We start from the raw sequence: 22,928 nt of genomic DNA, 5'->3' as shown, positions 1-22,928 counted from the left end.
ATGTGTATAAGAGACAGTCTCCATCGCGGGCGGGGCGTACATCCGCGCGCTGACGGGGGAGCCGCTGCCGGCCGTGGAGGTCCTGGAGGCGGCGGCCGCGGATCGGTAGGCGGGGACAGCGACGCCGTCGTCGCGCGCGAGACGGCGACCGCTCGACTACTCCTCGTTGAGGTCGAGGTCGAACTGCTCGTTTTCGGTGACGGGATTGAGGACGACGCTGGTGTTCGACTCGCGGATGTCGGCGTCGGTGAGGATCGACTTGATCTGCTCGTTCATCCCGTCCGTGTCGGTGAATTTCCCGATCGCGATCACGTCGTAATCGCCCGTGACCTCGTAGACGCTCACCATCTGCTTCTCCTGGCGGAGCTTCTCGGTCACGTCGGGGAGCGCGCTCCCTTCGACCTTGAGTTGGAGCACCGCGGTCACGTCGTAGCCGAGCTTGTCGTAGTCGACGATGGGCGTGTACCCCCGGATCACGCCCTCGTCTTCGAGATCGCGGAGGTGGTTCGACACCGTCGTCACCGATACGTCGAGCTCGTCGCCGAGGCTTCTGAGGCTCGCCCGCCCGTTGCTGAGAAGGGAGTTGACCAGCTTCGCGTCGAGGTTTTCGTACGTCATCACACCTATCCACGTCTTCAGGGGTTTATAATTTTACGAACGTCCAGCATTCTTGCGCGACTGGCGGTTCATGCGCCAAGCGATAAGGCCTTTATACTGGCAGATAACGAATGAAGCGTCCAGAACATGACGGACGAACACGCGAAACCGGACGGCGGCCTCACGGCCGAAGAACAGGCGGTACTCGACGAGATCGAAGAGGAGAACGTCGATTTCCTACGGCTCCAGTTCACCGATATCCTCGGAGTCGTAAAGAACGTTTCCGTGCCCGCCCACCAGGCGGAGAAGGCGTTCACCGAGGGGATCTACTTCGACGGTTCCTCCATCGAGGGATTCGTACGCATCCAGGAGTCGGACATGCGGCTCGTCCCCGATCCCGACACGTTCGCGGTGCTCCCGTGGCGCAGCGACGGTGAGGGCGACAGCGGCGCCGCGCGACTCATCTGCGACATCGTGACCACGGAGGGCGAGCCGTTCGTCGGCGGCCCGCGGCAGGTCCTCAAGAGCGTTCTCGAAGAGGCCGAGGAGATGGGCTACTCCGTCTCGATCGGCCCGGAGCCGGAGTTCTTCCTGTTCGAGAAGGACGACGACGGCAACGCGACGACGATCCCCCACGACAACGGCGGCTACTTCGATCTGGCCCCGAAGGACCTCGCGTCCGACGTGCGCAAGGAGATCATCTTCACCCTCGAAGAGATGGGCTTCGAGATCGAGGCCTCGCATCACGAGGTCGCCGAGGGCCAACACGAGATCAACTTCAAGTACGACGACGCGCTCACCACCGCGGACAACATCGCGACGTTCCGCGCCGTCGTCCGCGCGGTCGCCGAGCAGCACGACCTCCACGCGACGTTCATGCCCAAGCCGATCGCCGACATCAACGGCTCGGGGATGCACAGCCACATCTCGCTGTTCGACGAGGACGGCAACGCCTTCTCCGACGACTCCGACGAGTTCAACCTGAGCGAGACGGCCTACCAGTTCATGGGCGGCATCCTGAACCACGCGAAGGCGTTCACGGCCGTCACCAACCCGACCGTGAACTCCTACAAGCGCCTGGTGCCGGGCTACGAGGCGCCCATCTACGTCGCGTGGTCCGACACGAACCGCTCGGCGCTCGTCCGCGTCCCCGACGCGGCCGGCGTCTCCGCGCGGTTCGAGGTCCGCAGCCCCGATCCGTCGTGTAACCCCTACCTCGGCATGGCGTCGCTCATCGCCGCCGGTCTCGACGGGATCAAGACCGAAGCCGACCCGGGCGACCCGGTCCGCGAGGACATCTACGAGTTCGACGACGAGAAGCGCCAGGAGTACGGCATCGAGACGCTCCCGCCGAACCTCGGCGCCGCCGTCGAGGAGCTCGAGGCGGACGAGGTGATGCAGGACGCGCTCGGTCCCCACACCTCCGAGAAGTTCGCCGAAGCGAAGTCCCAGGAGTTCAGCGAGTACCTCACCCAGGTCTCCGAGTGGGAGGAGGACCGCTACCTGGAGACGTTCTGAGGCGACGGCGCGGTCGCGGTTTCTCGACCCTTTCGGTGTCGGTCTTTCGGTCCGTCCGGTTTCGCTTTACCACGCGTTTTCCGGAGTTTGAAGCGTGATACCCGATGGGCGTAGACCAAGCGAACGCCCGATGGGGGGAGTACGTCTCTCAGTGGGTTGGTCGTTTATAAGTCGGATCGGGGTGTTGCTGTTGGTGGTTTATACGTGATCGACGTTGTTGCGGAGGAGACTTCCAAAGCCCCAGCCGCGCTCGGCTCCCACAGCTCGCTGCGGTCCTCAGTCGGTCGCTGACGCTCCCAACCTTGCGGTCCTTGCGTCGTCATCAGAACGCGACGCGTTCTGATTGGCTCACGAGAGCTCCGCTCTCGTGAACGCTGGGGTTCGCCGAGCGCGGCTGCCCCTTTGAGTTCCACCCACACTGCACAGCACCGCACCTCACACCTCCCCAGCCTCGTCAGTCGCCCTCAGCGTTGCTTCGGGCGACTGACTCCCTCGCGGGCTGGCTCGCGGCCGCCAGTGGCGGCCGCTCGCAGGCGCGCCAACCGCACTTGTTCTTATAAGCGATCGTCACCGTCGCTCACCGCCGTTTAAACACTCAATCGCCACCTCAGATCTGCAATACCTACTCCCGTTCCCGATCACGTGCTGTTCACGATACCCGTCCGCCAAACCCGCTCAGTTCCGGCCTGCCGACAGCCGCTCGAGCCGGTCCGGGAGCGCGGGCAGCGCGACGACGGCGATCACGGCGGCGGTCGTCGCGGCCAGCGTCACCGCGAGCGTCCCCGAGAGCGCGTACGCGCCCACCCAGAGCCCGCCGGTGACGGCGAGCGCGGGGACCGCGACCCGGACCGGAACCGCGGGCTCGTCGCCGTCGACGAGCCGCCAGCCGATCGCGCCCCCGGCGCCGGTGGCGATCCCGATTCCGGCCTCGACCACCTCGCCGGTGTGCCCGCTCTCGACGGCGACCGCCAGCGCGCCGACCGAGACGACCGCGGCCAGCAGGAACGACAGCGTGGGATCGAGCGCCGCGGTGGCGGCGTAGGGCTCGGAACCGCCCCCGTCGGTCGCGGACCCGTCCTCGGCCCCGCCGCTTCCGCTCCGCCGGATCCGCGGATCGCCCGCGAGCCACAGCGCGCCGAGGACCACGCCCCCGCCGACGGCCAGCCCTGCGAGCACGTCGACGAGGTAGTGGACCTCGATAACGACCCGCGAGGCCGCGACGGCGACGGCGACCCCGACGGCGGCGAGGAGGCGCTTCCGCGCGGTCCACGCCCGGTCGTACACGAGCGCCAACGCGAGGTACGCCGCCGCGCCGCCGGTGGCGTGGCCGCTCGGGAAGCCGAAGCCGTCGGAGAGCACCTGCGCCTCGTACCACGCCGACAGCAGGCCGGGGAGCCACGCGGGCACGTCTGCAGGCCCGACCGCGCCGGCCGGACGCGGGACCGCGAACCACGCCTTCCCGAGCGCCGTGGCGGCGTACGCGCAGGTGACGGCCGCGATCGCGGTCGCGCCGGCGCGACGCGGTGCGGCCGCGAACCGGTCGTCCGCGAACCAGTAGCCGATCGCCAGCAGTCCGAACAGGAACCACGGGTCGGCGAGGTGGGTGACGGCCGCGAAGGCGACGACGACGACCTCCGGGAGCGCGTCGACGAGGGCGATCTCGCCGAGCCCGCGCTCTGCCGCGACGAGTCCGGTCACGCGTCGATCACTCGGTTAGTCGTCTCCCCGATCGCGGGCGTAATCGAGCGCCTTCCCGGGCGTTTCGAGCAGGTTGAGGCCAACGCCGACGATGATGAAGAGGGTGTACAGCCCGAGCGTCGACAGCCCGAGGATGAGCATCGCGGCGATGGCGTAGAGCCCGTCGAGGAACGAGAACGCGCCGAGTATCAGCACCGTGCCGTACAACAGCACGAGGTACGGTCCCCAGCCCCGGGCGTGGCCGCGCCGCATTCGCGACCGGACGTACCGCTTCAGCTCCGACTCGACCGCCGGCTTGTCGACGGTGCGCCGCTCGACGTCGTCCTCGAACGCGTCGAACTCCGCCCGCAGCCGGCTCACCTCCTCCTGTAGCGCCGCCACGTCCGGCGCGCCCGCCGGGCGTTCCCCGTCGCCGGCGTCGCCCGCGCCGTCCGACTCACCGTTCATACCCGTGGGTCGGTCGCGGTCGTGTTGTAACTGCCGGTCCGCCTCCTCGTCGGCGGGAGCGCTGCCGGCGCCTCGCCCTCGGTCTCCCGGCGTTCCCCGCCCCGCGAGGACGACGTTGACGACGCCGCCGACCACGACGACGACGGCGGCGAGGTACAGCCACGTGACCAACAGGAGGATCCCGCCGATCACGCCGTACACCTGGTACTGTGCGGCGCCCGCGGCGTACACCTGGAAGCCGGCCTGCAGCAGCGTCCAGCCGACCGCGGCGAAGACGGCGCCGGGAAGCGCCTCGCGGACACCGATCGCGGGCTGTGGCAGGAGGTAGTACATCGGGAGGAAGACGACGGCGAGGAAGGCGGGAAGCGCCAGGACGCTCGCGGCCTCCACGAGCGGGACCGCGTCCGCGGCCGCGACGAACGCACCGACGGCGACCATCACGCCGATGCCGACGCCGACGCCGAGCACGACGGAGGCGGCGTCGGTGACCTGCTTCACGAAGTCCGGCGACCCCTCGACGCCGTACAGCTCGACGAAGGCGGTGTCGAGCCCGCGGAACACCTTCAGCGTCGACCAGAGCAACACCGCCAGCCCGATCACGCTCGCGCCGGTCCGACCGCCGGCGGAGGAGACGGCGGCGGCGACGGCCTCCTCGCCGGACGGCGTCAGGAAGTCGCCGGTGGCGGCCACCAACTCGGCGGCGATCGCCTCGCCGAAGACCGCGCTGGCGACGACGACGAGCAGGAGCAGCGCGGGGATCAGCGAGACGAACGCGTAGTAGGCGATGGCGGCGGCGAGGAACGTCACCTGCCGGTCGAGCGCGGTGTCGACGATGCGGCGGGCGGTGCCGAGCGAGGTGATCGAGTGACGAGACACGGTCGCGGGTTCGGGCGACGGCGACAAAAACGGGACGGATGCGAGCGGGCTCAGACCGGTGCGATGAGATGGAGGAGGACGAAGAAGGGCCGTCAGGCGTCGTCGTCGCCGAGGACCGCCGCTCGCATCTCCGGGATCGAGGCCGTGCTCTTGACCGCCGTGCCGCGGTAGTGGGCCCGACTCGCCTCGTGGCCGGCGCCCCGGAGGCGCTCGACGAACTCGTCCATCCCGATGGCGGGTTCGCCCCACTCCTTGTACAGGCGGTGCTGGTCGTAGTGCGTGGGGGTGTCGAGTTCGCGCGCGACCGTTCCGAGGAGCTTCCGGGCGCGCTTCGCCTCGCCCATGTCGTCGGTGACGCGCTCGCGGACCGCTCGCGTGAACTCCGCGTCCGCGACCGCGCCGAGCCAGAGCGGCCCGGCCGTGAGCACGCGGTCGCTCCCGCAGACGGGGCAGGCGTCGACGGGGTCCGCGATCAGCCCGCGGGTCGGCTCCCGCCAGAGGCAGTCCTCGCAGTGATCGACGTATCCGAGCTCGCCGATGCAGGCGTCGGCCGCCTGCGCGCCCGACTCCAGTTCGAGGTAGGTCCGCGCGTAGTGGCGCGAGACGTGCGAGACGATGGGCCGAGCCGCCTTGTCGTAGCGCGCGGCGGTCCGGACCAGCGCGGAGATCAGCGTCCGGAGCCCCATCTCGGGGTGGTAGTCGGTGTTGCGCGGGACCGCGCCGTACTTGCGGATCCCGCTGTTGAGGTGGGCGCCGCAGAGCGGGGCGGTGTCGGTCGCGGTGACGCAGACGAGGTTGCGCGCGTTCGCCAGCGCGGCGTCCGCGAAGGGGATCGGCGTCCCGTACGGGTCCAGATCCACGACGTCGAAGACGTTCTCGTACAGCAGGGCGTTGACGTCGCGGTGGACGGTCTCGCCGTCCAGATCGTTGGCGGCGAGGTTCTCGGCCGCGAGCTCGACCGCGTCCGGGTCCACGTCGGCGCAGGTCACGTCGTACCCCTCGGCGGCGGCGCGGCCGCCTCGGACCCCCGAGGCGGCCATCGCGTCGAGGTACGACGCCGCGCGCGGCTCGCGGTCGCGGTACGCGCGCAACACCGCGACGGTCACGTCGCGGTTCAGCTCCTGGGTGGGATTGAAGAAGACCCCGCCGCCGGTGCCCTCGCTGGCCCCGTCGCGGGCCTCCGGAACGGAGACGGTGAGACCGCCCTCCTCGATGTCCATACCCCGCGTTCGGCCATCCGCCACAAAAGGACCCCGCTCCGGGCGCCGGGCGGGTCGACCACGTGGCCGGCGCCGACGCGAAGCGGGAGTTTTAGCCCGGCAGCGCGGAAAGGGGAGTGTACGAATGATTCCTACGTGGTGCCGACGAACGGACATCGGCGGCGGAGCGGCCCGCAGACGCGTCGCGCTCTCGGAGGCGGATGAAAAATGGTGAGTCCCGCTCGCGTCGACGCGATCACCGACATCGCCTACGGCGCGCTGATCGTCCTGTCGATCGTCCTCATCGCGACGCTCGACGGGACCGACGTGGGAGTGGCGTTCGGGATCGGTGTGTTCGCCTCCTACGTCGTTCACGTCGTCTGGAAGATGGCTCGCTTCGACCCGGACTGGATGACCCGCGAGGTCGCCGATCAGGTCGGCAAGGAGGTCGAGAAGAGCGTGGGCGAGACGGTCAACAAGGAGGTCGAGAAGAGCGTGGGCGAGACGGTCAACAAGGAAGTTGAGAAGACGGTCGGTGACACGGTCAGCAAGGAAGTGGAAAAGACGGTCGGCGAAACGGTCAACAAAGAGGTGAGCGAGGTCGCCGACGAGGTCAGCGACACCGTCAGCGAGGAGGTCACCGGCAAGGTCGAGGAGACGGTGGGCGAGAAGGTCGAAGAGACGGTGGGCGAGAAGGTCGAAGAGACGGTGGGCGAGAAGGTCGAAGAGACGGTGGGCGAGAAGGTCGAGGAAACCGTCGAGAAGACGGTCGAAGAGACGGTCGAGGAGACGGTAGGCGAGAAAGTCGAAGAGACGGTGGGCGAGAAGGTCGAGGAAACCGTCGAGAAGACGGTCGAAGAGACGGTCGAGGAGACGGTGGGCGAGAAAGTCGAAGAGACGGTGGGCGAGAAGGTCGAGGAAACCGTCGAGAAGACGGTCGAGGAGACGGTGGACGAGAAGGTCGAAGAGACGGTGGAGAAGACCGTCGACGAGAAGACGCCCGACGAAAAGAGGGCCGACGACTCCTAGATCTGACCCGCGCGCCGCTCGGCGCCCGCGGTGAACGGGGCTCAGCGCCGCGGTCGGCAGCGGATATCCGGCGGTTTGATGTTCGCCACCGAGATGCAAAACTGAAGGTTAAAAACTGGCTATAAACATTCTAACTGTCTCTCGTGGTGTTTTAAACGGTCGGTGAAACCGGTGAACGATCAGAAACTCACCGCGGAAATCGTTAATCCGGCTGAAGACGCGGCAACGCTCTGGCCCTTATATGCTCCCGGCGCTCCATGTGTCGAGCGAAGACGGTGTTCCCCATGTCAAGCCAAACGTCCCCCTCATCGATCCGGGCGCCGATTCAGATCGGGTCCAGCCTGTCCACCGCCTGCTGGAACAAAGCGGTCGCGGGCGTTCGCGCCGCGGCGTTCTGGGCGGCGGTCGTCCTCCCCCTCGCGTACATCCCCGCGGCGTACGGCGTGATGGGCTTCGAGAGCGCGTGGAGCGCGCTCGCGCTCATCGCCGTCCATATGGCGTGCGTCGTGATCGGCCACGAACACAACACTCCCACCGACACCACTCCCTCCACCAACGCATGAGTACCACCCAACCTCCCGCGCAGACGACCGAACAGTCCACAGAATCGACCGCCTCGAAGGCCGACCGCCTCGCCGCGTTCCTGCGCGAGGAGGCGGCCGACGGCGAGACGTACATCAAGGCGAAGTTCATCGCCGACGACGTGGGGCTCTCCCCGAAGGAGATCGGCGCGCTGATCGTACAGCTGCAGGACTCGGTGCAAGACCTCGATATCGAGAAGTGGTCGTACACCGGAGCGACGACGTGGCGCGTCTCGACGGCGTAGCTCTCAGCAGACTCCACTCGAGCAGTGACTGACGGGACAGATTGGCGTGGGTTGCGTTTGCGAACGGACCGATCGCCCCTTCACAAGCGTCAGGAAAACGGATGGGTTGGGGCGGATTCGAACCGCCGACCTGCTCCGTGTGAAGGAGCCGTCATAACCTGGCTAGACCACCAACCCGCTCGTGTCGACGTATCCGACCTCTAGACTTAAGAGTTACCTTACGGCGAAGGCTCATCGGCCGAGGGGGCAGATGGGTTCCCATGACCCACGGAGACCGGCTTTTCGAACGTCTCCGCCAACGCGCAGTGAGCCTACTCCGACTCGGCGGCGTCGTGGCCCCGGTACTCTGCGACGCGCTCGCGCGCCGACGCCACCGCCTCGCGGGCCTCGCCCTCCGCGCGCTCCTCCAGTTTCTTCAGGTCAGCCTGCAGCCGATCGAGCCGCGACGGCTCCGGCTCCGTTTCATCGTCGATGCCGACCAGGTCCTTCACTCGCCCCTCGATCGGCTCTAACTCCTCTTTCACGCCCGCTTTCGCGTGTTCCGCCGCGCGACCGAGGTAGTACCGTGCGTCTTCGAAGTGTTTGCTCATATCTGTCCTTTGGTATCCGACGAATATATTCTTTGTGGCTGTGCGGTGGGGACAGATTGCAGTAATCTCGCTGCCGGCAGCGATCCGGGAGGGCCGTATAGAGGCGAAAAGACGGTGAAAACGCCGGAAGAGCGGTCAGTACGAGGGCGACTCCTCGGGCTCGTCGTCTCTCGCGTTCGCGACGCGGCCGAGCGTGAACAGCAGGTCGGAGAGCCTGTTGAGGTAGGTGACGACCGCCTCGTTGATCGGCTCCGACCGCGCCAGTTCGACGACTCGGCGCTCGGCTCGCCGGGTCACCGTGCGGGCGTGGTGGAGCCGGGCGCCCGCCTCGCCGCCGCCGGGGAGGATGAACGACCGCAGCGGTTCCAACTCCTCGTCGAGCGCGTCGATGCGCTCTTCGAGCGTCTCGACGTGCGTGGACTCGACCGCGGGGTCGTCGGGGTCCGGATCCGGGTTCGCGAGGTCCGCCTGCACGACGTGAAGGTGGTTCTGAACGGTTTCGAGCAGGTCGTCGAGGTCGTCGTGGCCGGTCGGGCGCACCGTGCCGATCAGGGCGTTCGCCTCGTCGACCGTGCCGTACGCCTCGATCCGGGGGCTCGCCTTCGACACCCGGCTCATGTCCCGGAGGTCGGTGTCGCCCTCGTCGCCGCGTCCGGTGTAGATGGTCATGCGAGGCTCCGCTCGACGTACTCCAGGATGTTCGCGCTCTCGGACATCGTCACGCCGCGCTTCTCGTCGATCAGGACCGGGACGCCGCGCTGGCCGCTGACCCGCTTCACCTCGTCGCGGTCGGAGTGGAGCGCGTCGACCCGCTCGGTCTCGTACGCGACGCCGGCCTCGTCGAGCGCGTCGGACACCGCCTCGCAGTAGGGACACCCGTCGAGGGCGTACAGTCGGACGGACATACGTGACCGATCGGCGCGCGGCGGCAAGAAGGTAGGGTGTCGCCGGCGGGAGGTCGTAGACGGACGGCTCCTCGGCCGTCAGATCCCGTGATACGACTCGATGGTCGACCGGTGTTCGTCCGGGATCGGAGCGGGTTCCCCCGAGTCCGGATCGAGGCTCACGAGCGTCGCCTCCGCCTCGGCGACGACCTCGCCGCCGGTACGGATCTCGTGGGTCATCGTCACGCTGGAGCTACCGATATCGGCGAGTTCGATCTCGACGGTGACGGTCCCGTCAGTCAGTTCGACCGGGCGCTGGAAGTCGATCGACAGCGACGCCAACACCGTCGCCAGCGCGGAGATGTCGGCGTCGAGCACGTCGCGGAAGTACGTGGTCCGCGCCTGCTCGATGTACGTCGCGTACACGGCGTTGTTGACGTGGCCCATCGCGTCGATGTCGCGAAAGCGAACGTCGATCTCGGTGGTGTATGTGCTCACGGCAGCCCCTCGTCGGGCCGGCCTATGTAGCCGTCGGGATCTGTCCAGACGGCGGGGAGCGCTTCGAGTGGCGGGGGAAGCGTGGCCGAGGGGTCAGTACAGCAACTCGTCGTCGTTCTCGATCATGTACAGCGAGCGCGCCGCGATGTTGACCGCGTGGTCGCCGACGCGTTCGAGGTCCCGGATCGTGAGGAGGAGCCGCGAGACGTTCCGCATCGTCCCCTCCACGTCGGCCTCCTCGCGGAGCTCGTCGCGCTCGATCAGGTCGCGGACGACGACCTCGCTCGCGGCCTCGCAGGCGGCGTCGATCTCGTCGTCGGCCTCGGCGACCGCGAAACACTGCTCGGGGTCCGAGTCGGCGTAGGCGGCCATCGCGTCGTCGAGCATCGTCAGCGTGTCGTCGCCGATGCGCTGGACGTCGACGTCGGGGAACACCTCCCGGTCGGCCTGCTTGGCGTACTGGCCGAGGTTCGTCGCGAGGTCGGCGATCCGTTCGAGGTCGGTGATGATCTTGAACGAGGCCGCGATGAAACGCAGGTCGCCCGCCACCGGCTGCTGAAGCGCGATGAGGTCCGTACACTTCCCTTCCAGTTCGAGGTACAGGTCGTTGATCTCGGCGTCGCCGGTGATCACTTCCTCGCCGAGTTCGCCGTCCTGCCGCTCCAAGGCGTCGAGACCCATCCGGAGCCGCTCGGCGACGAGCTCGCTCATGTAGAGCACGTCGTCGCGGAGTCCCTCCAGTTTCGTTTGGTACTGTTCGCGTGGCATCGTGTTGCCGTATCACGCTCACCGGACGTATAAAAACACGTCGCCGATCGATGTCGGCGTACCGCCCGAACTCCGCGCCGAAACCGACCGAATCGGTTCCGAGGCGGCCCTACCCGCGGTCAGCCGTCGTCGTACAGCGAACTGAGGACGAAGTCGTCGATCGCCTTACGGGCCTCCTCGGGCGCGTCGGTGTGTCCCAACGCCATCCGGCGTCCTCTCGCGGCGTGGATGACATCGGTGATGAGCTGCCCCATCCGCTCGGCGTCGACGGCGGCGAACTCGCCCCGTTCGATCCCCTCTTCGACGACCTCGACGATGCTCTCGCGGATGCGGTCGTAGTGCTCGTTGAAGAGCTCGCGGTGATCGCCGTCGTTCTGCGCGTGGGTGTACAGCTCGTGGTACACCTTCATGCGCTCCCAGTGGCCGAACTCCTCAAACTCCGGCCCGAAGAGGCACTGGTCGATCCGCGCGTCGAGTTCGGAGCGCGGATCGGCGTGTTCGTTCACCTCCACGCTGCCCTCGTACTGATCGATAACGTGCTCCAAGAACGCGGACAGCAGGTCGTACTTCCCGTCGAAGTGGTAGTGGATCACCTGCCGCGTCAGGTCCATCTCCTCGCCGATGTCGCGCATCCGGAGGTCCTTGTACCCATGTTTGCTCAACGCGCGGAACGTGGCCTCCATGATCACCTCCTCGGTGTCCTTGGAGGAGACCGTCTCGCGGGAGTCGCTCATACGAGCCCCTCCGACGGTGAGATATATAAGCGATCCCACCTACTTTACCAAGAAGTAAATTTTTAACCTCATGGTCAAACGGTACAGACACACATGACACGAAAGATCATTCAGAACGGGACGGTCGTCTCTCTCGACCCGAATATCGGGACCCTCGACGAGGCGGACGTACTGATCGAGGACGGTGAGATCGTTGACGTCGGTCCCGGTCTCTCGGCGGAGAACGCCGAGGTTATCGACGCGTCCGGACAGATCGTGGTTCCCGGCTTCGTCGACTCGCACATCCACCTCGCACAGACGCAGGTCAGGGGGATCGCGGGTGACTGGTCGCTCATGGGCGAGTACTTCGATCACATGCTCGGCAACATCACCGGGCTCTACCGACCCGAGGACATGTACCTCGGCGGCCTCTACGGGGCGTTCGAGAAGCTCCACACCGGGACGACCACGGCGCTGGACTGGTCGTACCCCAACACGCTCGAACACGGCGAGCGCGCCGTCGACGCGCTGCAGGACACCGGCCTGCGCGCGGTGTACACCTATGGCCCGCCGGGCGACGACGCCGCGAAGTGGTGGTACGAGAGCGACGTCGGCCTCCCCGAGGAGAGCATCCGGAGCCTCCACGAGGAGAAGATCCGCGACGACGACCTGCTCAGCCTCGCGCTCGGGCTCCGCGGCCCGGACTTCTGTACCGACGAGACCGCTCGCGAAGACCTGGAACTGGCGCGGGATCTGGGCGTGCTCTCGACCATCCACATGGGCGCCGCGCTGTGGCCGTCGTCGGTGTACGGTGACGACTACCAGGGCTTCGGCGCCATCGAGGACATGCTCGGTCCCGACGTGAACGTCGCTCACGGCAACCACTTCTCGCAGGAGGACATCGACCACGCCGTCGAACAGGGCGTCTCCTTCTCGTCGACCCCCGAGGTCGAGATGCAGATGGGACACGGTATCCCCGTCACCGGGAAGGTGCTCGAAGCGGGCGGGCGCCCGGCGTGGGGCGTCGATGTCTGCTCGAACATCAGCGGCGACATGGGCAGCCAGATGCGGATCGGGATGCAGCTCCAGCGGATGTTCGACAACCAGGAGGTCTTAGAGGGTCACGAGGAGGTCTCCGAAGTGAGCATCTCCGCGCGCGACACCCTCGAAATGGCGACGATCGAGGGCGCGAAGGCGCTCGGGATGGACGACGAGATCGGGACGATCACGCCCGGGAAGCGCGCCGATCTCGTCCTCTTCGACGCGAACGACTTCATGACCGCGCCCTCGCACTCGCCGGTCCAGACGGTCGTCTTCCAGTCGGACACCTCCCACGTCGACACCGTGCTCGTCGACGGCGAGGTCGTCAAGCGCGACGGCGAGCTGACGAACCCGAAGGTCCGCGAGGAGTTCGACCGGTTCGTCGCCTCCGGCGAGCGCCTGATCGACGAGGCCGGGATCGGCATGTAGGGCCGGCGACAGCGGTCGATATCGGATCTGTAGGGCCCCGTTTCTCAGCCGGGAGCAGGACGACACTCGATCGCCGAAGGGTGCGCGTCGACCGCCGAGAGCCCGATCAGTTCTAGCGGACGTTTCGATAGCCGTGAGAGTGGACGCGCGTATCTCGTACAGCCCCCTCCGGCGTGATACGGGTGAGCCAGGTCATCAGAGCCGAGATCGACTCGTCTGACATCCCCTCTCCCCGTCTCCGTTTCCACTGCGCTCCGTCTGTCGTGCGTCTGATTTTCAAAAATAGTGATGATTAAAACGATATATAATGTACTTTCCCCGGCTATATGTTGATACATCGATTATTTTATCCGAATACGGGAACAACCGTTTACCGTAATGAGAATTAATAAGACGGATATTGATAGCGGTCCCGAACGACTGAAAGACAGCCCGCGACCCGAAGATCTCGAGGCAGCGACCAGTCCGGCTGCCCGCCTGCTGGCATGGCTGCGCTCCTGATTTTCCGCACCTGTCTTGCATAGCGGCTGTGAGACGAGGACATCTGGGCATTCGGTACCCGTTTCTCTAACGTTGACCGATCGAGACCGCCGAAAGCCATCAACTGCTGAGGGGTCGACGGAGCCGCAGTATTGAACGACGGAGGCCGAGCCGCCGGTGCCGCCACAGGCGGGGTCGTCGCCGCTGGATCCCGCCGAGGCGGTCGTCGATCACCGGCTGGAACGCAGCCCCAGCGTTTACCGACCCGGTAACACTTTAGTATGCGTCCGGCTCACGTACGGGTGTATGACGCTTTTGAACGGGACGGATAACGGCCGGTGTCAGATCGGGATCGACGCGAACGCCGGACGCATCGAGGTGGTGTGAGCGTGAGCGACGGCGAGCCGACCGGCGGCTCCCCGTCGCCCCCCGATCCGCCGTCGGCGATCGGGCGGGCGCTGTACAGCGGGGTGCTCGCGTACATGGCGGTGGACGGGTTCAGGAGCAACGACAAGCGGGTGGAAGTGGCCGACGAGAAGGGCGTGCCGATGCCGGACGTGCTCGTGCCGTTCGTCACGGGAATGCTGTTCGTCGCCAATCTCGGGATCGTGTTCTGGAAGCTCCCCCGCGCGGCGGCGGGCGCGCTCGTCGTCTTCTTCCTCGGGACGACCCCGGCGATCCACGACTTCTGGACGATGGAGGGGAAACAGCGCCACGACAACAAGATCAACTTCCTCAAGAACCTCGCGCTGCTCGGCGGCGCCATCACCCTCCTCGACGCCGCCGATGACGAGGAGTAGCGCCGGCACCTCGCCGTCGATCCGCCAGACCGCGACCGACAGTTGTTCGAGGGCGGACGCTGTAGGGCCCGGACTGACAGCGGTCGACCCCGATCAATGGACAGACGCGACAGACGCGACAGACCCGACAGACGCGACGACGAGATCCCGGACCGACTGACGCTTCACGTCGGCGACGAAGGGAGGCTGTTCGAGCGCTCCCGGCCTCGCTCGCGCCCGAACGAACTCGTCGTCTCCCCGGTCGAACTCCACCAGCGGAACGTCCAGCGCCGCCTCCGCGAGGCGCGGCTACCGAAGGACGCCTTCCGCTTCGAGGACCCGGTCGGGGTCTGTCTCCGCGTGCTGGAGTCGGCGGGTCGACCGACCGGGGCCGTCGACCGGGTCGACCGCCTCTCGCTGATCCGGTCGATCTTCGGGGTCACGGCCCCTGACGACTCGACGGGTTTCGCTCTCTCAACCGGTGCGCCGTCGCGCGATCCGCGGCGCGTCGAGCGGATCCGGACCGAAGTGGAGGCGCTCACCAACTTCCACCCGGAGCGGCTCTCGGCCTGGACGGACACCGCCGCCGAGCTCGACGGGCCGATCGACGCCGAGGCGGACGCGGTCCTCGACGCCGCCCTCGGGATCGAGCGCGAACTGCGGGACCGGACCGCGGAGGCCGTCTCCGAGACGGCGCTGTTGCGCCGCGCGACCCGGTCGATCACCGCGACGAACGGGTCGGTGTGGAGGGAGGCGTATCCGGATATCGATCGGCTCACGCTCCTCGGGCTCAGCAGCCTGTCGGCGCCGCACACCGACCTCGTCAACGCGCTGCTGACCGCCACGGCCGTCGAGATTCACGTCCACTTCCGGGAGGGAACGGGGGAGTACCTCCGGCGCCGGGTCCCCGGTCTCCTCGCCATCGCCGACCCGGGGACGGTGCCGTTCCCGAGCACGGAGGCGTCCGAATGACCGGGGCGGACCGGCTCGCGCTCTCGCGTCCGATCGACGCCCCCGCCACCACGGTGGTCGAGATGGCGTCTCCGACCCGTCGGGACGAGGCGCGCAGCGCGATGGCGGCCGCGGCCGCGCTCAGAGACCGGGGCGTTCCGGTCCGAGACCTCGCCGTCGCGGTCCGCGACCTCGACCCGTACGAGGAGCCGCTGTTCCGGGCGGCGCTCCAGTACGAGGTCGCACCCGTGTTCTGGACGCAGCTCCGCGTGACACGGACCCGTCCGTACGCCCTCGTCGAGTCGGTGTGCGAGGCGCTGGCTGGGAACTCGGTCGACCGCGAGACGCTGCTGCGCCCGCTCGAACTCCGGTGGTCGCCGGCGACCGCCACCGGCCCTGATCCGCGGTCGGCGGAATGGCCGATCGAACCCGAGGCGGTACACCGAGCCGCGGAGCTCCTTCCGGACGGCCCGCGATCGCCCCCCGAGTGGGTCGAGGCGATCGAATCGGCCGACGGCGTCGACGATCGGTTCCGCCGGTTCGCCGAGTGGATCGCAGCCGCCCCGGCGCCGGACCCGGCGTCGGTCGCCTCGCTCCTCGGCGAGGCCGTCGAGGGGTACGTCGACCGCGGGCTCTCGGAGACGAAGGCCGCTGACTCGCCGGCGCTGCTCGACACCGAGACCGACGCGCGGGCGGTCGTGCGCGTTCGAACCCTCGTTCGCCAGCTCCGGCACAAGTTCGCCGATCGCCTGGAAGCGGGGACGCTGGAGCGCTCGTGGGACGACGTGGCCGACCTCGCCGGAGTGATCGCCACGCAGCGTCCCGGTCGCCGGGAGCACTCGAACGCCCGCGCGCTCGACGTCTTCGAGGCGAACGACGTTTGGGCGCTCGACGTACCGTACGTGATCGCGGTCGGCCTGACGGCCGGGGAGTGGCCGCGTCCCTCGCAGTCCGTGTTGCCGCCGGAGTTCCAGGAGGCGGTGCTCCGGGGCGAGGGTGCGTCGGGGTCGCTCGCGCCGCAGCCCGCGTGGGTCGGCGGCCGCGACCGCGATCAGTTCGCGGACGCGATTCGGGCTGCGGGGCGCTGCGTCGTCGTCACCCGACACACGCGGACTCCCGACGGCGACGACGTGGCCCGCTCCCCGCTGCTCGACCACGTCGACACGCGGCGGGTCTCCGAGGAGGCCCGGCGACGGCTGATCGGAGCAGATCAGGAGCTTCCGCCGGCACTGCGGGAGATCGTTGACGGCGGGTCGGGGGGAGACCGTGAGTGACGGCGGTGGCGGAGACGCTGCCCCCCTCAGACTGCGGGGCGCACAGCGGGAGATCAGGGACGCGTACTTCGCGTCCGACGCCGGGCTGTTCACCCTCGACTGCGTTCCGGGGGCCGGCAAATCGGTCGTCGCCCACCACATCGCGGCCGAGGACATCCTCCGCCGATACGCGGCCGGGGACCCGACGCCCGAGCAACACGTCGCGGTCGTCTCGTTCAACCGCGACGAGGCGGCCGACATCGTGCCGGCGATCCGCGATCGGCTGCGGGCGATCGTCGAACACGAAATCGTCCCCGCCGCGGCGGACGTCTCCGAGGCGGAGCTGCGATACCTCCAGCAGCGGGTGGGACAGGCCCCCTACGCCGGCACCATCGACGGGTTCCTGCGCGGGATATTCCGGGAGTTCGCCGGCGATATCGGCTTCGACGAGACGCCGTCGGTCGGGAACGACGCGCTCCTGAAGCGAGTCCACCGCGACTGCTACGAGTCGCTCCGCGACGACGCGGAGCACGACCAACGGCTCCGCGATCTCGAAGCCGCGTACCCCGACGGCGAGTACGACGAGGGCGTCGGCGAGATGCTTTCGGACGCGCTGACGTACTGCCGCGATCGGCGCCTCTCGACCGAGGCGTTCCGATCGGAACTGGAGCGGACGCGCGACGCGGCGTATCCCGACGGGAAACCCGACTCCTTCGACGCTATCGCGCGATCCGTCGAGCGGTTCGTCGAGGGCGGCGGGGACGGTAGCGAGGACGGCGGCGAACCCGAGAGCGAAGCCGGCGAGCGAGTCCGCGAAGCGGTGACCGGCTCGGACCGAGACCGCCTGCTCGGCGCCGACCGCGACCTGTACGACGCGTGGGACGCGCGCATCGACGACTTCTGTCGCGTCCTCTCGGCGTACCGCACCCGCTACCGGGACGCGGTCCGGGAGTACGGCGCCGTCTCGCACACGGACGTCGCCTACCTCGTCGACGCGTACTTCGACGGGCCCGAGGAGCGGGCGGACCTGTCCGAGCCGCTCCGCTCGGTCGACGACTCGCACCGCGAGCGAGTCCTCCGGACGTACAGGTCGCGGATCCGGAGCCTGGTCGTCGACGAGGCGCAGGACGTCTCGGCCGTCCAGCACGCCGCGCTCTCGCACGTCGTGACGAGCGAATCGCGCGTGTTCGCCTGCGGAGACGGGCTTCAGGGGATCTATCTGTGGCGACACGCCGACCCGCGGTGGTTCGCCGCCGCGACGACGGAGGGGACGTACCTCGGCGTCGACTGGGACACCCACGAGAACCGGAGTGCGACCACCTCGTATCGGTGCGTGCCCGACGTTGCCGCGGGGATCAACGCCATCGCCGAGCCGGTGTTCGCCGATCCGGCTCGCGGTGATCTCGGCGACTTCGACGCTTCGTACCCGCGGTTGGACGCGGCCCGCGACGGTGACGACGAGCCGGCGGTACACGTCTCGTCGTTCGACGGCGTCGGTCACCCCGGGTCCGCGACGTGGGCGAATCCCGACGGGGCGGTCGGGGAGGCGAACATGCTCGCGACTCACCTCTCACGGGGGCTCGCCGACGGGACCTTCCGTGACGATGACGGCGATCCGCTCGGGGTCACGGTGCTGTTCCGCCGCGGGACGCGGATGGCCGAGTACGAGGAGGCCTTTACCGCCGAAGGTCTCCGGGTCCGCACCGCGACCGACGCGCTGTTCGACTGTCCCGCCGTCGAGACGGTGCTCGCCGTCTGCGAGTGGCTGATCGCGCCCGGATCCCCGAAGCGAACGGCCAAGCTCCTCACCGAGTCTCCGCTGTGCGCCGTCTTCGACGCGGCCTCGTTCGAGGCCCGGTCGTGGGACCTCGACCGGGTGTTCGACGACGACCCGGCCGCAGTCGGGGAGGCACAGCGGCGAATCCTCCGCGGGCTCGCCCGGCTCCGCGACCGGAGCGACGCGTTCGGCCGGCTCCCGGCCAGCGCGTACGCCGAGGAGGTCATCGAGGCGCTCGCGCTGCGAGCCGACACGCACGGCTGCGCCGACGAGACCGATCCGGACCAGCGGGTCGCCAACCTGGACGCGCTCGTCGAGACGCTCTCGGAGTGGGAGGGAGACGGCCGCTACCCGCCCTCGGAGCTGATCGACCTCGTAGAGCCGTTCCGCGAGGACCCCGGTGTCGGCCCGTCGCAGCCGAGCGCGGCGGGCGCCGCTTACGATGTCGAGTTCCGCACGGTTCACCGGTCCAAAGGGGACCAGGACGACGTCGTCGTCGTCGCGGACCCCGGGTTCGACGTCTGGTCGCGCGGCCCCCACACTCGCCGATTCGTCGCGCAGGGGGAAGTCGCGGGGCTCGCCCCGCCGACGAACACGGAGGTACCCGGAGACGTACCCGTCCCGCCGTTCGACGGGGGGCTATACGACGCCGGAGACGGGTGGGGCCGCGATGCCGGGCCCCGCTGGGCGACGGCTCGCTGGCGGGACTCCGCGGTCGATTCCGAGTCCGACTCCCCGAGCGACTCCCCGGACCGTGACGCGCTCGTCGGTCCCGACCGGCTCCGCCGCGTCGCGGGGAACGAGCGCGCCGAGGCGTGGCGGCTGCTGTACGTGGCCCTGACGCGAGCACGAGACCACCTCGTCGTTCCGCTGCCGCGCTCGGGCGCGGAGACGGATTTGACCCGGGACCGGTGGCTCGACGCGATCCGCGACGGGCTGGCGTTCCCGCGCGGCGGCACCGATTCCTACGGTCTACGCCTCGACGCGGATCCTAACCGCGACGCGATCGATATCGGCGTCAACGACGCGGACCTGTTCGCCCGACGCGACCGCCAGACCCCCCGACTCGGACACAACCGGGTCGCCGAGTCTCCGCCGCGCCGCGATCGGCTCGACCCGTGGGTCCCCCGGTTCCTGAGCCCCAGCACGATGTATCCGCTGACGGAGGACGCCGACCGGCACGCGCTCGCCCACCTGTTGGGCGAGCCGCTGCACACGGAAACGAACGAGGTCTCCGGCGATCTCCCCCTGCGATTCGACCGGCTCGGTCCCGAGGAGGTGGGGACGTGTCTCCACGACGCACTCACGGGGCTGGTCGCCCGCGGCGTCGACGAACGGGCGATCCGGACGACGGGCTCGGAAGCCCGCGCCGCCTTCGACGAGGCCGTGAACGCGCTCCCGAAGTCGGTCGGCGTGGACGAACGCGAGGGGATGTTCGCGTTCTTCGAGGCCGTTCTCGGCGACTTCCTCGACTCGGACCTGTGGGAGCGGATCGCGGACCCGAAAACCGAGGTCGGCATCGAACGCTCGCTGGACGGGCTGGTGGAAGTCGGCGATCTGGTGGTCGAGATCCACGGGCGGGCGGACTTCGTCGTCGAGTCCCCCACCGGGGAGCGGTTCGTGACGGACGTGAAGATCGCCTTGGCCGAGCCGACCCCCGAGACGCGGCGGCGGTACGAGCTCCAGATCGCGGCGTACGCGTTCCTCGCGGAACAGAGCGGCGCGACGGACGCGTCCGTCCGCCGTACCGTCGAGACGTTCGGCGCCGCGCGCGAGACGACGGCGTCCTCGTGGCCGCCCGACATCGTTCACCGACGGCTGCGACGGCTCCTCGACCGGTGAGGACGACACCGTCACGACCCCGATACGAGCCTTTATGACCCTTCGACGACAATAATGTGTATGGTGCCCAAGACCGACTCAGAGAACACCGGATCCGCCGCGGAGGTCCGGCGACCGACATCCCTCGCCGACGCTGCCGAGCTCGACGCGTTCGTCGACGACGCGGACACGGCCGTGATCGAGTTCTACACGGACGGCTGCGGCATCTGCGCGAGCATGGAACCCGTCCTCGGCAACGTCGCCCGCGAGCTCGACATCGCGGTCGCCACGGTGAACCCCCGAGACGACCCGCCGCTCGTCGAGCGGTTCGACGTGCGGAGCGTCCCGCTGTTCGTGCTGTTCGTCGACGGCGAGCCGGTCGCGCGCCGCGCGGAGGGATTCATCCCCGGCGACGACCTCACCGAGTGGATCACGGACCGCCTCGCGTAGCCTGAACATCTCCGGACGGACAGGGTCACACTCCCCGGACGACCACGTAGCCGTCGCTCTCCGGGCGGACGGTCGAACGCGGAAAAGCCGCTTTTTCGTCGCTGACGACGAGGACGTAGTCGCCTAGAGGCGACCGACGTTCTCGACGGCGACGGACTCGACGCCGTCCACTTCCTTGAACGCCTCTTCGACGGCCTCGGTGCCGCCCGCGCCGTCGGGGACGATGACGGTCGGCAGGAGGGCGACGAGTCCGAACGCGACGTCGTCGCGCTGGAAGCCGCGGATCTTCGCGCCCTGCGGGAGCGACTCCTCAAGCCGGTCCTGCAGGTCGTCGAGGTCCACGTCGGGGCTGTTCGGCATGACCTTGATCTTGGCGGCGACGTCTCCCATTGTTAGGGCCCTCGGAAGCCGCAGTCGGGACACTCATAGAGGTTGCTCTGCTTCCGGCACTTGGCGCACCGGTGGATCGTCTCTCCGCAGTCGGGGCAGGAGAACCGCGCGGCGTTCATCCCGGCCACCTGGATGCCACAGGAGACACACTGCCGGGTGCCCTGCGTTTCACTCTCGCTCATACAGTAAACCACCACCGCGCGACTTTTAACCGTTGTTCTTTGCCTTCGCCCTCCGCACGACCGATTGAGGCGCGGTACCGTGGTTCATCCAACGATGAGCGGTCCGATCAACACCCCCATCAGGTGGACCCGTCGGGCGCCGACCCGCGGCGGGACGAGTCCCAGTCCCCCGGCGACGACGAACACGCCAACCCCAAAGGGGCCCGCGAACGCGTACGAGATCATCGCGAGGAGCGCCAAGACACCGACTGACAGCCGCGTGTAGTCCGCGTTTCCGACGACCCGGAGATAGGCGTCGCCGACCAGCAACACGAGCGCGAACCCGCACGCGGCGGCGGTCGCGGCCGCGACCAGCAGGATCGGGAGCGCGAAGGGGACCTCGGCGCGGTCGATCGCGACGGTCACGCCCGTCCGCGGGGTCCCGAGCGCGACGAGCGCGAACAGCGCGAATATCGTGTTCGCCGTGTTCGCGCCGCTCGTGGCGACGACGAATCCGCGGTCCGACTCCTCTCGGGGGACCGCCGGTAGCGCCGCGACCGCCGCGATGGCCGCGGAGACGCCGGGCACGTATCCGACGACCGCGCCCGCGAGCGACCCGCCGCCCGCGCTGGCGCCGAGCCCGCGGCGACTCATCGCGATCCGGGCGTCGCCCTGCGGCGGTACGCCCCCGCCGCCCATCGCGTCGACGAGCACCGGAGCGCCGAACAGCCCGGCGAAAAGCGGCGCGAGGACGCCCCCCGCGTCGAGCGGTGCGGAGGGATCGGCGTCGAGCGTCGCGAGGCCGAGCGCCGCGCTCGCGAGGAAGGCGACGAGCCCGCCGAGCGCGGCTCGCTTCGACGACTCGGTGACCACGAGAAAGGCGACGACGACGCCCAAAAGCAGCGGGAGATGCTCTCTGACGACGGGATAGCCGCGGATCATGATCCACGTTATCGGGACCGCCAGCGGGACCGCGAGCGCGACCGCCAGCCCCGATCCGACCGCGGACAGCCGGACCGCCTCGCGGCCGCGTCCCGCGATCACGAGCCGATGGCCCGGCAGCGCGGCGACCGCCGTGGCCGCGTCCGGGACGCCGAGCGCGAGCGCGGGCACGATGTCAAGGAAGGAGTGGACCACGCCCGCCCCGAGCATCGCGACGCCGACGAGCAGCGGGTCGGCAGATATCGAGGGAGCCAGCCCGGCCAGAAGCAGCGCGAAGTTGTTGGCGTGGAGCCCCGGAACGAGCCCGCTCGCGGTCCCGAGCGCGACGCCCCCACACAGGAACGCCAGCGCCGTCGCCGCGAATCCCGGGTCGACGACAGGTCGGACCAGCGCGTCCATCGCGACGAGGTGGCCGCGGCTTCGGGGATAAACCTGGGGAGCGGGAGAGATATCGGCTCACCGCCGCCAGCGACGGCGGCAACGGCGAGAGTCGCGGCTCGACGGCGGACGGAACGAACGGAGAGAACTCGACCCGCTTACGCCTTCTGGGCTGCCTGCGCCTTCTTCTGGGTGACGTAGCCGGCGATCCGGTTGCGGACGCCCTTCGACTCGACGGTCGTCAGCGCGGTGACGCTCTCCTTGTTCGTCTCGAAGTCCGTGTTGAACGAGTCGGGGTACCGCTCAAGCAGGACCTTCCCGAGCTGCTTGATGTACTTGGGTTTGATAGCCATATCGGGCAATACCTCCGGCCCGAACTAAAAGGGTTCGTTACGCCGCGAGCGGGCCGCAGGCGCGCTCGCGTCGATCGTCT

24 protein-coding genes and 1 tRNA gene are annotated in these 22,928 nt (G+C 68.5%); 10 read left to right on the top strand and 15 right to left on the bottom strand.

Annotated elements, in window-relative coordinates:
* Positions 1-156: 156 nt before the first annotated feature.
* Positions 157-618: an HTH-type transcriptional regulator Lrp gene (gene lrp / locus C471_RS05880; RefSeq protein WP_004047126.1), complete on the bottom strand. Its 462-nt coding sequence runs from the start codon at positions 616-618 to the stop codon at positions 157-159.
* 126 nt (positions 619-744) lie between these two features.
* Between lrp and glnA the strand changes: the two genes are divergently transcribed.
* Positions 745-2,115: a type I glutamate--ammonia ligase gene (gene glnA, locus C471_RS05875; protein WP_004047125.1), complete on the top strand. Its 1,371-nt coding sequence runs from the start codon at positions 745-747 to the stop codon at positions 2,113-2,115.
* 675 nt (positions 2,116-2,790) lie between these two features.
* Here glnA and C471_RS05870 read toward each other — a convergent pair.
* The 3 genes from C471_RS05870 to C471_RS05860 all read right to left on the bottom strand — a co-directional run bounded on the left by C471_RS05870 (position 2,791) and on the right by C471_RS05860 (position 6,356).
* Complete coding sequence (locus tag C471_RS05870) at positions 2,791-3,813, bottom strand: phosphatase PAP2 family protein (RefSeq protein WP_004047124.1); 1,023 nt, start codon at positions 3,811-3,813, stop codon at positions 2,791-2,793.
* 15 nt (positions 3,814-3,828) lie between these two features.
* A complete protein-coding gene (locus C471_RS05865) occupies positions 3,829-5,136 on the bottom strand; it encodes a YihY/virulence factor BrkB family protein (protein WP_004047123.1) in 1,308 nt (435 codons plus the stop codon).
* Between the two features lie 92 nt (positions 5,137-5,228).
* Positions 5,229-6,356: a tRNA (guanine(26)-N(2))-dimethyltransferase gene (locus C471_RS05860; RefSeq protein WP_004047122.1), complete on the bottom strand. Its 1,128-nt coding sequence runs from the start codon at positions 6,354-6,356 to the stop codon at positions 5,229-5,231.
* Between the two features lie 207 nt (positions 6,357-6,563).
* Here C471_RS05860 and C471_RS05855 point away from each other — a divergent pair, with 207 nt between their 5' ends.
* From C471_RS05855 to C471_RS05845, 3 genes are all read left to right on the top strand, one after another.
* Positions 6,564-7,364 carry a hypothetical protein gene (locus C471_RS05855; RefSeq protein WP_004047121.1) on the top strand — a complete coding sequence of 267 codons (801 nt, stop codon included), beginning with the start codon at positions 6,564-6,566 and terminating at the stop codon, positions 7,362-7,364.
* A gap of 284 nt (positions 7,365-7,648) precedes the next feature.
* Positions 7,649-7,927 (top strand): hypothetical protein, encoded by a 279-nt coding sequence (locus tag C471_RS05850; protein ID WP_004047120.1) that lies wholly within the window; start codon positions 7,649-7,651, stop codon positions 7,925-7,927.
* The gene (locus C471_RS05845) at positions 7,924-8,190 is read left to right on the top strand and encodes a DUF7123 family protein (RefSeq protein WP_004047119.1); all 267 of its coding nucleotides are present in this window, start codon (positions 7,924-7,926) and stop codon (positions 8,188-8,190) included. The genes C471_RS05850 and C471_RS05845 overlap by 4 nt, the downstream gene beginning before the upstream one ends.
* Before the next feature lie 102 nt (positions 8,191-8,292).
* Here the strand turns inward: C471_RS05845 and C471_RS05840 are convergent.
* The 7 genes from C471_RS05840 to C471_RS05810 form a co-directional block, all read right to left on the bottom strand.
* Positions 8,293-8,367: transfer RNA gene (locus C471_RS05840), tRNA-Val, on the bottom strand.
* A 134-nt stretch (positions 8,368-8,501) separates the two neighbouring features.
* Positions 8,502-8,780, bottom strand: a complete 279-nt coding sequence (locus C471_RS05835) for a DUF7553 family protein (RefSeq protein ID WP_004047118.1) — start codon at positions 8,778-8,780, stop codon at positions 8,502-8,504.
* A 135-nt stretch (positions 8,781-8,915) separates the two neighbouring features.
* Entirely contained in the window at positions 8,916-9,449 is a 534-nt protein-coding gene (locus tag C471_RS05830; RefSeq protein WP_004047117.1) for a cob(I)yrinic acid a,c-diamide adenosyltransferase, read from the bottom strand.
* Entirely contained in the window at positions 9,446-9,685 is a 240-nt protein-coding gene (locus C471_RS05825; protein WP_004047116.1) for a glutaredoxin family protein, read from the bottom strand. Before C471_RS05825 ends, C471_RS05830 begins: the two co-directional genes overlap by 4 nt.
* 78 nt (positions 9,686-9,763) lie before the next feature.
* Entirely contained in the window at positions 9,764-10,162 is a 399-nt protein-coding gene (locus tag C471_RS05820; RefSeq protein ID WP_004047115.1) for an acyl-CoA thioesterase, read from the bottom strand.
* A 93-nt stretch (positions 10,163-10,255) separates the two neighbouring features.
* Positions 10,256-10,930 (bottom strand): phosphate signaling complex protein PhoU, encoded by a 675-nt coding sequence (gene phoU, locus C471_RS05815; RefSeq protein WP_004047114.1) that lies wholly within the window; start codon positions 10,928-10,930, stop codon positions 10,256-10,258.
* Positions 10,931-11,049: 119 nt separating this feature from the next.
* Complete coding sequence (locus C471_RS05810) at positions 11,050-11,664, bottom strand: TetR/AcrR family transcriptional regulator (RefSeq protein WP_004047113.1); 615 nt, start codon at positions 11,662-11,664, stop codon at positions 11,050-11,052.
* 93 nt (positions 11,665-11,757) lie between these two features.
* On the opposite strand from C471_RS05810, the gene C471_RS05805 reads away from it, so the two are divergent.
* The 6 genes from C471_RS05805 (at position 11,758) to C471_RS05780 (ending at position 20,624) form a co-directional block, all read left to right on the top strand.
* Positions 11,758-13,113 (top strand): amidohydrolase family protein, encoded by a 1,356-nt coding sequence (locus tag C471_RS05805; RefSeq protein WP_004047112.1) that lies wholly within the window; start codon positions 11,758-11,760, stop codon positions 13,111-13,113.
* Positions 13,114-13,976: 863 nt separating this feature from the next.
* Entirely contained in the window at positions 13,977-14,393 is a 417-nt protein-coding gene (locus C471_RS05800) for a DoxX family protein (protein ID WP_004047111.1), read from the top strand.
* Between the two features lie 96 nt (positions 14,394-14,489).
* Entirely contained in the window at positions 14,490-15,344 is an 855-nt protein-coding gene (locus C471_RS05795; protein ID WP_049909014.1) for a hypothetical protein, read from the top strand.
* Positions 15,341-16,597, top strand: a complete 1,257-nt coding sequence (locus C471_RS05790; RefSeq protein WP_049909012.1) for a hypothetical protein — start codon at positions 15,341-15,343, stop codon at positions 16,595-16,597. The genes C471_RS05795 and C471_RS05790 overlap by 4 nt, the downstream gene beginning before the upstream one ends.
* Positions 16,590-20,195 (top strand): UvrD-helicase domain-containing protein, encoded by a 3,606-nt coding sequence (locus C471_RS05785; RefSeq protein WP_004047110.1) that lies wholly within the window; start codon positions 16,590-16,592, stop codon positions 20,193-20,195. Before C471_RS05790 ends, C471_RS05785 begins: the two co-directional genes overlap by 8 nt.
* A gap of 60 nt (positions 20,196-20,255) precedes the next feature.
* A complete protein-coding gene (locus C471_RS05780; protein WP_004047109.1) occupies positions 20,256-20,624 on the top strand; it encodes a thioredoxin family protein in 369 nt (122 codons plus the stop codon).
* A 123-nt stretch (positions 20,625-20,747) separates the two neighbouring features.
* Here C471_RS05780 and C471_RS05775 read toward each other — a convergent pair whose 3' ends face one another.
* The 4 genes from C471_RS05775 to C471_RS05760 all read right to left on the bottom strand — a co-directional run bounded on the left by C471_RS05775 (position 20,748) and on the right by C471_RS05760 (position 22,848).
* A complete protein-coding gene (locus C471_RS05775; RefSeq protein WP_004047108.1) occupies positions 20,748-21,014 on the bottom strand; it encodes an elongation factor 1-beta in 267 nt (88 codons plus the stop codon).
* 2 nt (positions 21,015-21,016) lie between these two features.
* Positions 21,017-21,196 carry an HVO_2753 family zinc finger protein gene (locus C471_RS05770; RefSeq protein ID WP_004047107.1) on the bottom strand — a complete coding sequence of 60 codons (180 nt, stop codon included), beginning with the start codon at positions 21,194-21,196 and terminating at the stop codon, positions 21,017-21,019.
* An 84-nt stretch (positions 21,197-21,280) separates the two neighbouring features.
* Entirely contained in the window at positions 21,281-22,516 is a 1,236-nt protein-coding gene (locus tag C471_RS05765) for a tripartite tricarboxylate transporter permease (RefSeq protein ID WP_004047106.1), read from the bottom strand.
* Between the two features lie 137 nt (positions 22,517-22,653).
* On the bottom strand, positions 22,654-22,848 hold the full coding sequence (locus C471_RS05760; protein ID WP_004047105.1) for a 30S ribosomal protein S17e: 195 nt from the start codon (positions 22,846-22,848) through the stop codon (positions 22,654-22,656).
* Positions 22,849-22,928: the final 80 nt, after the last annotated feature.

Source organism: Halorubrum saccharovorum DSM 1137, assembly GCF_000337915.1.
Classification (GTDB): Archaea; Halobacteriota; Halobacteria; order Halobacteriales; family Haloferacaceae; genus Halorubrum; species Halorubrum saccharovorum.
Note: the sequence above shows the minus strand (reverse complement) of the source record. Positions and strands in the feature narration are given on the sequence as shown.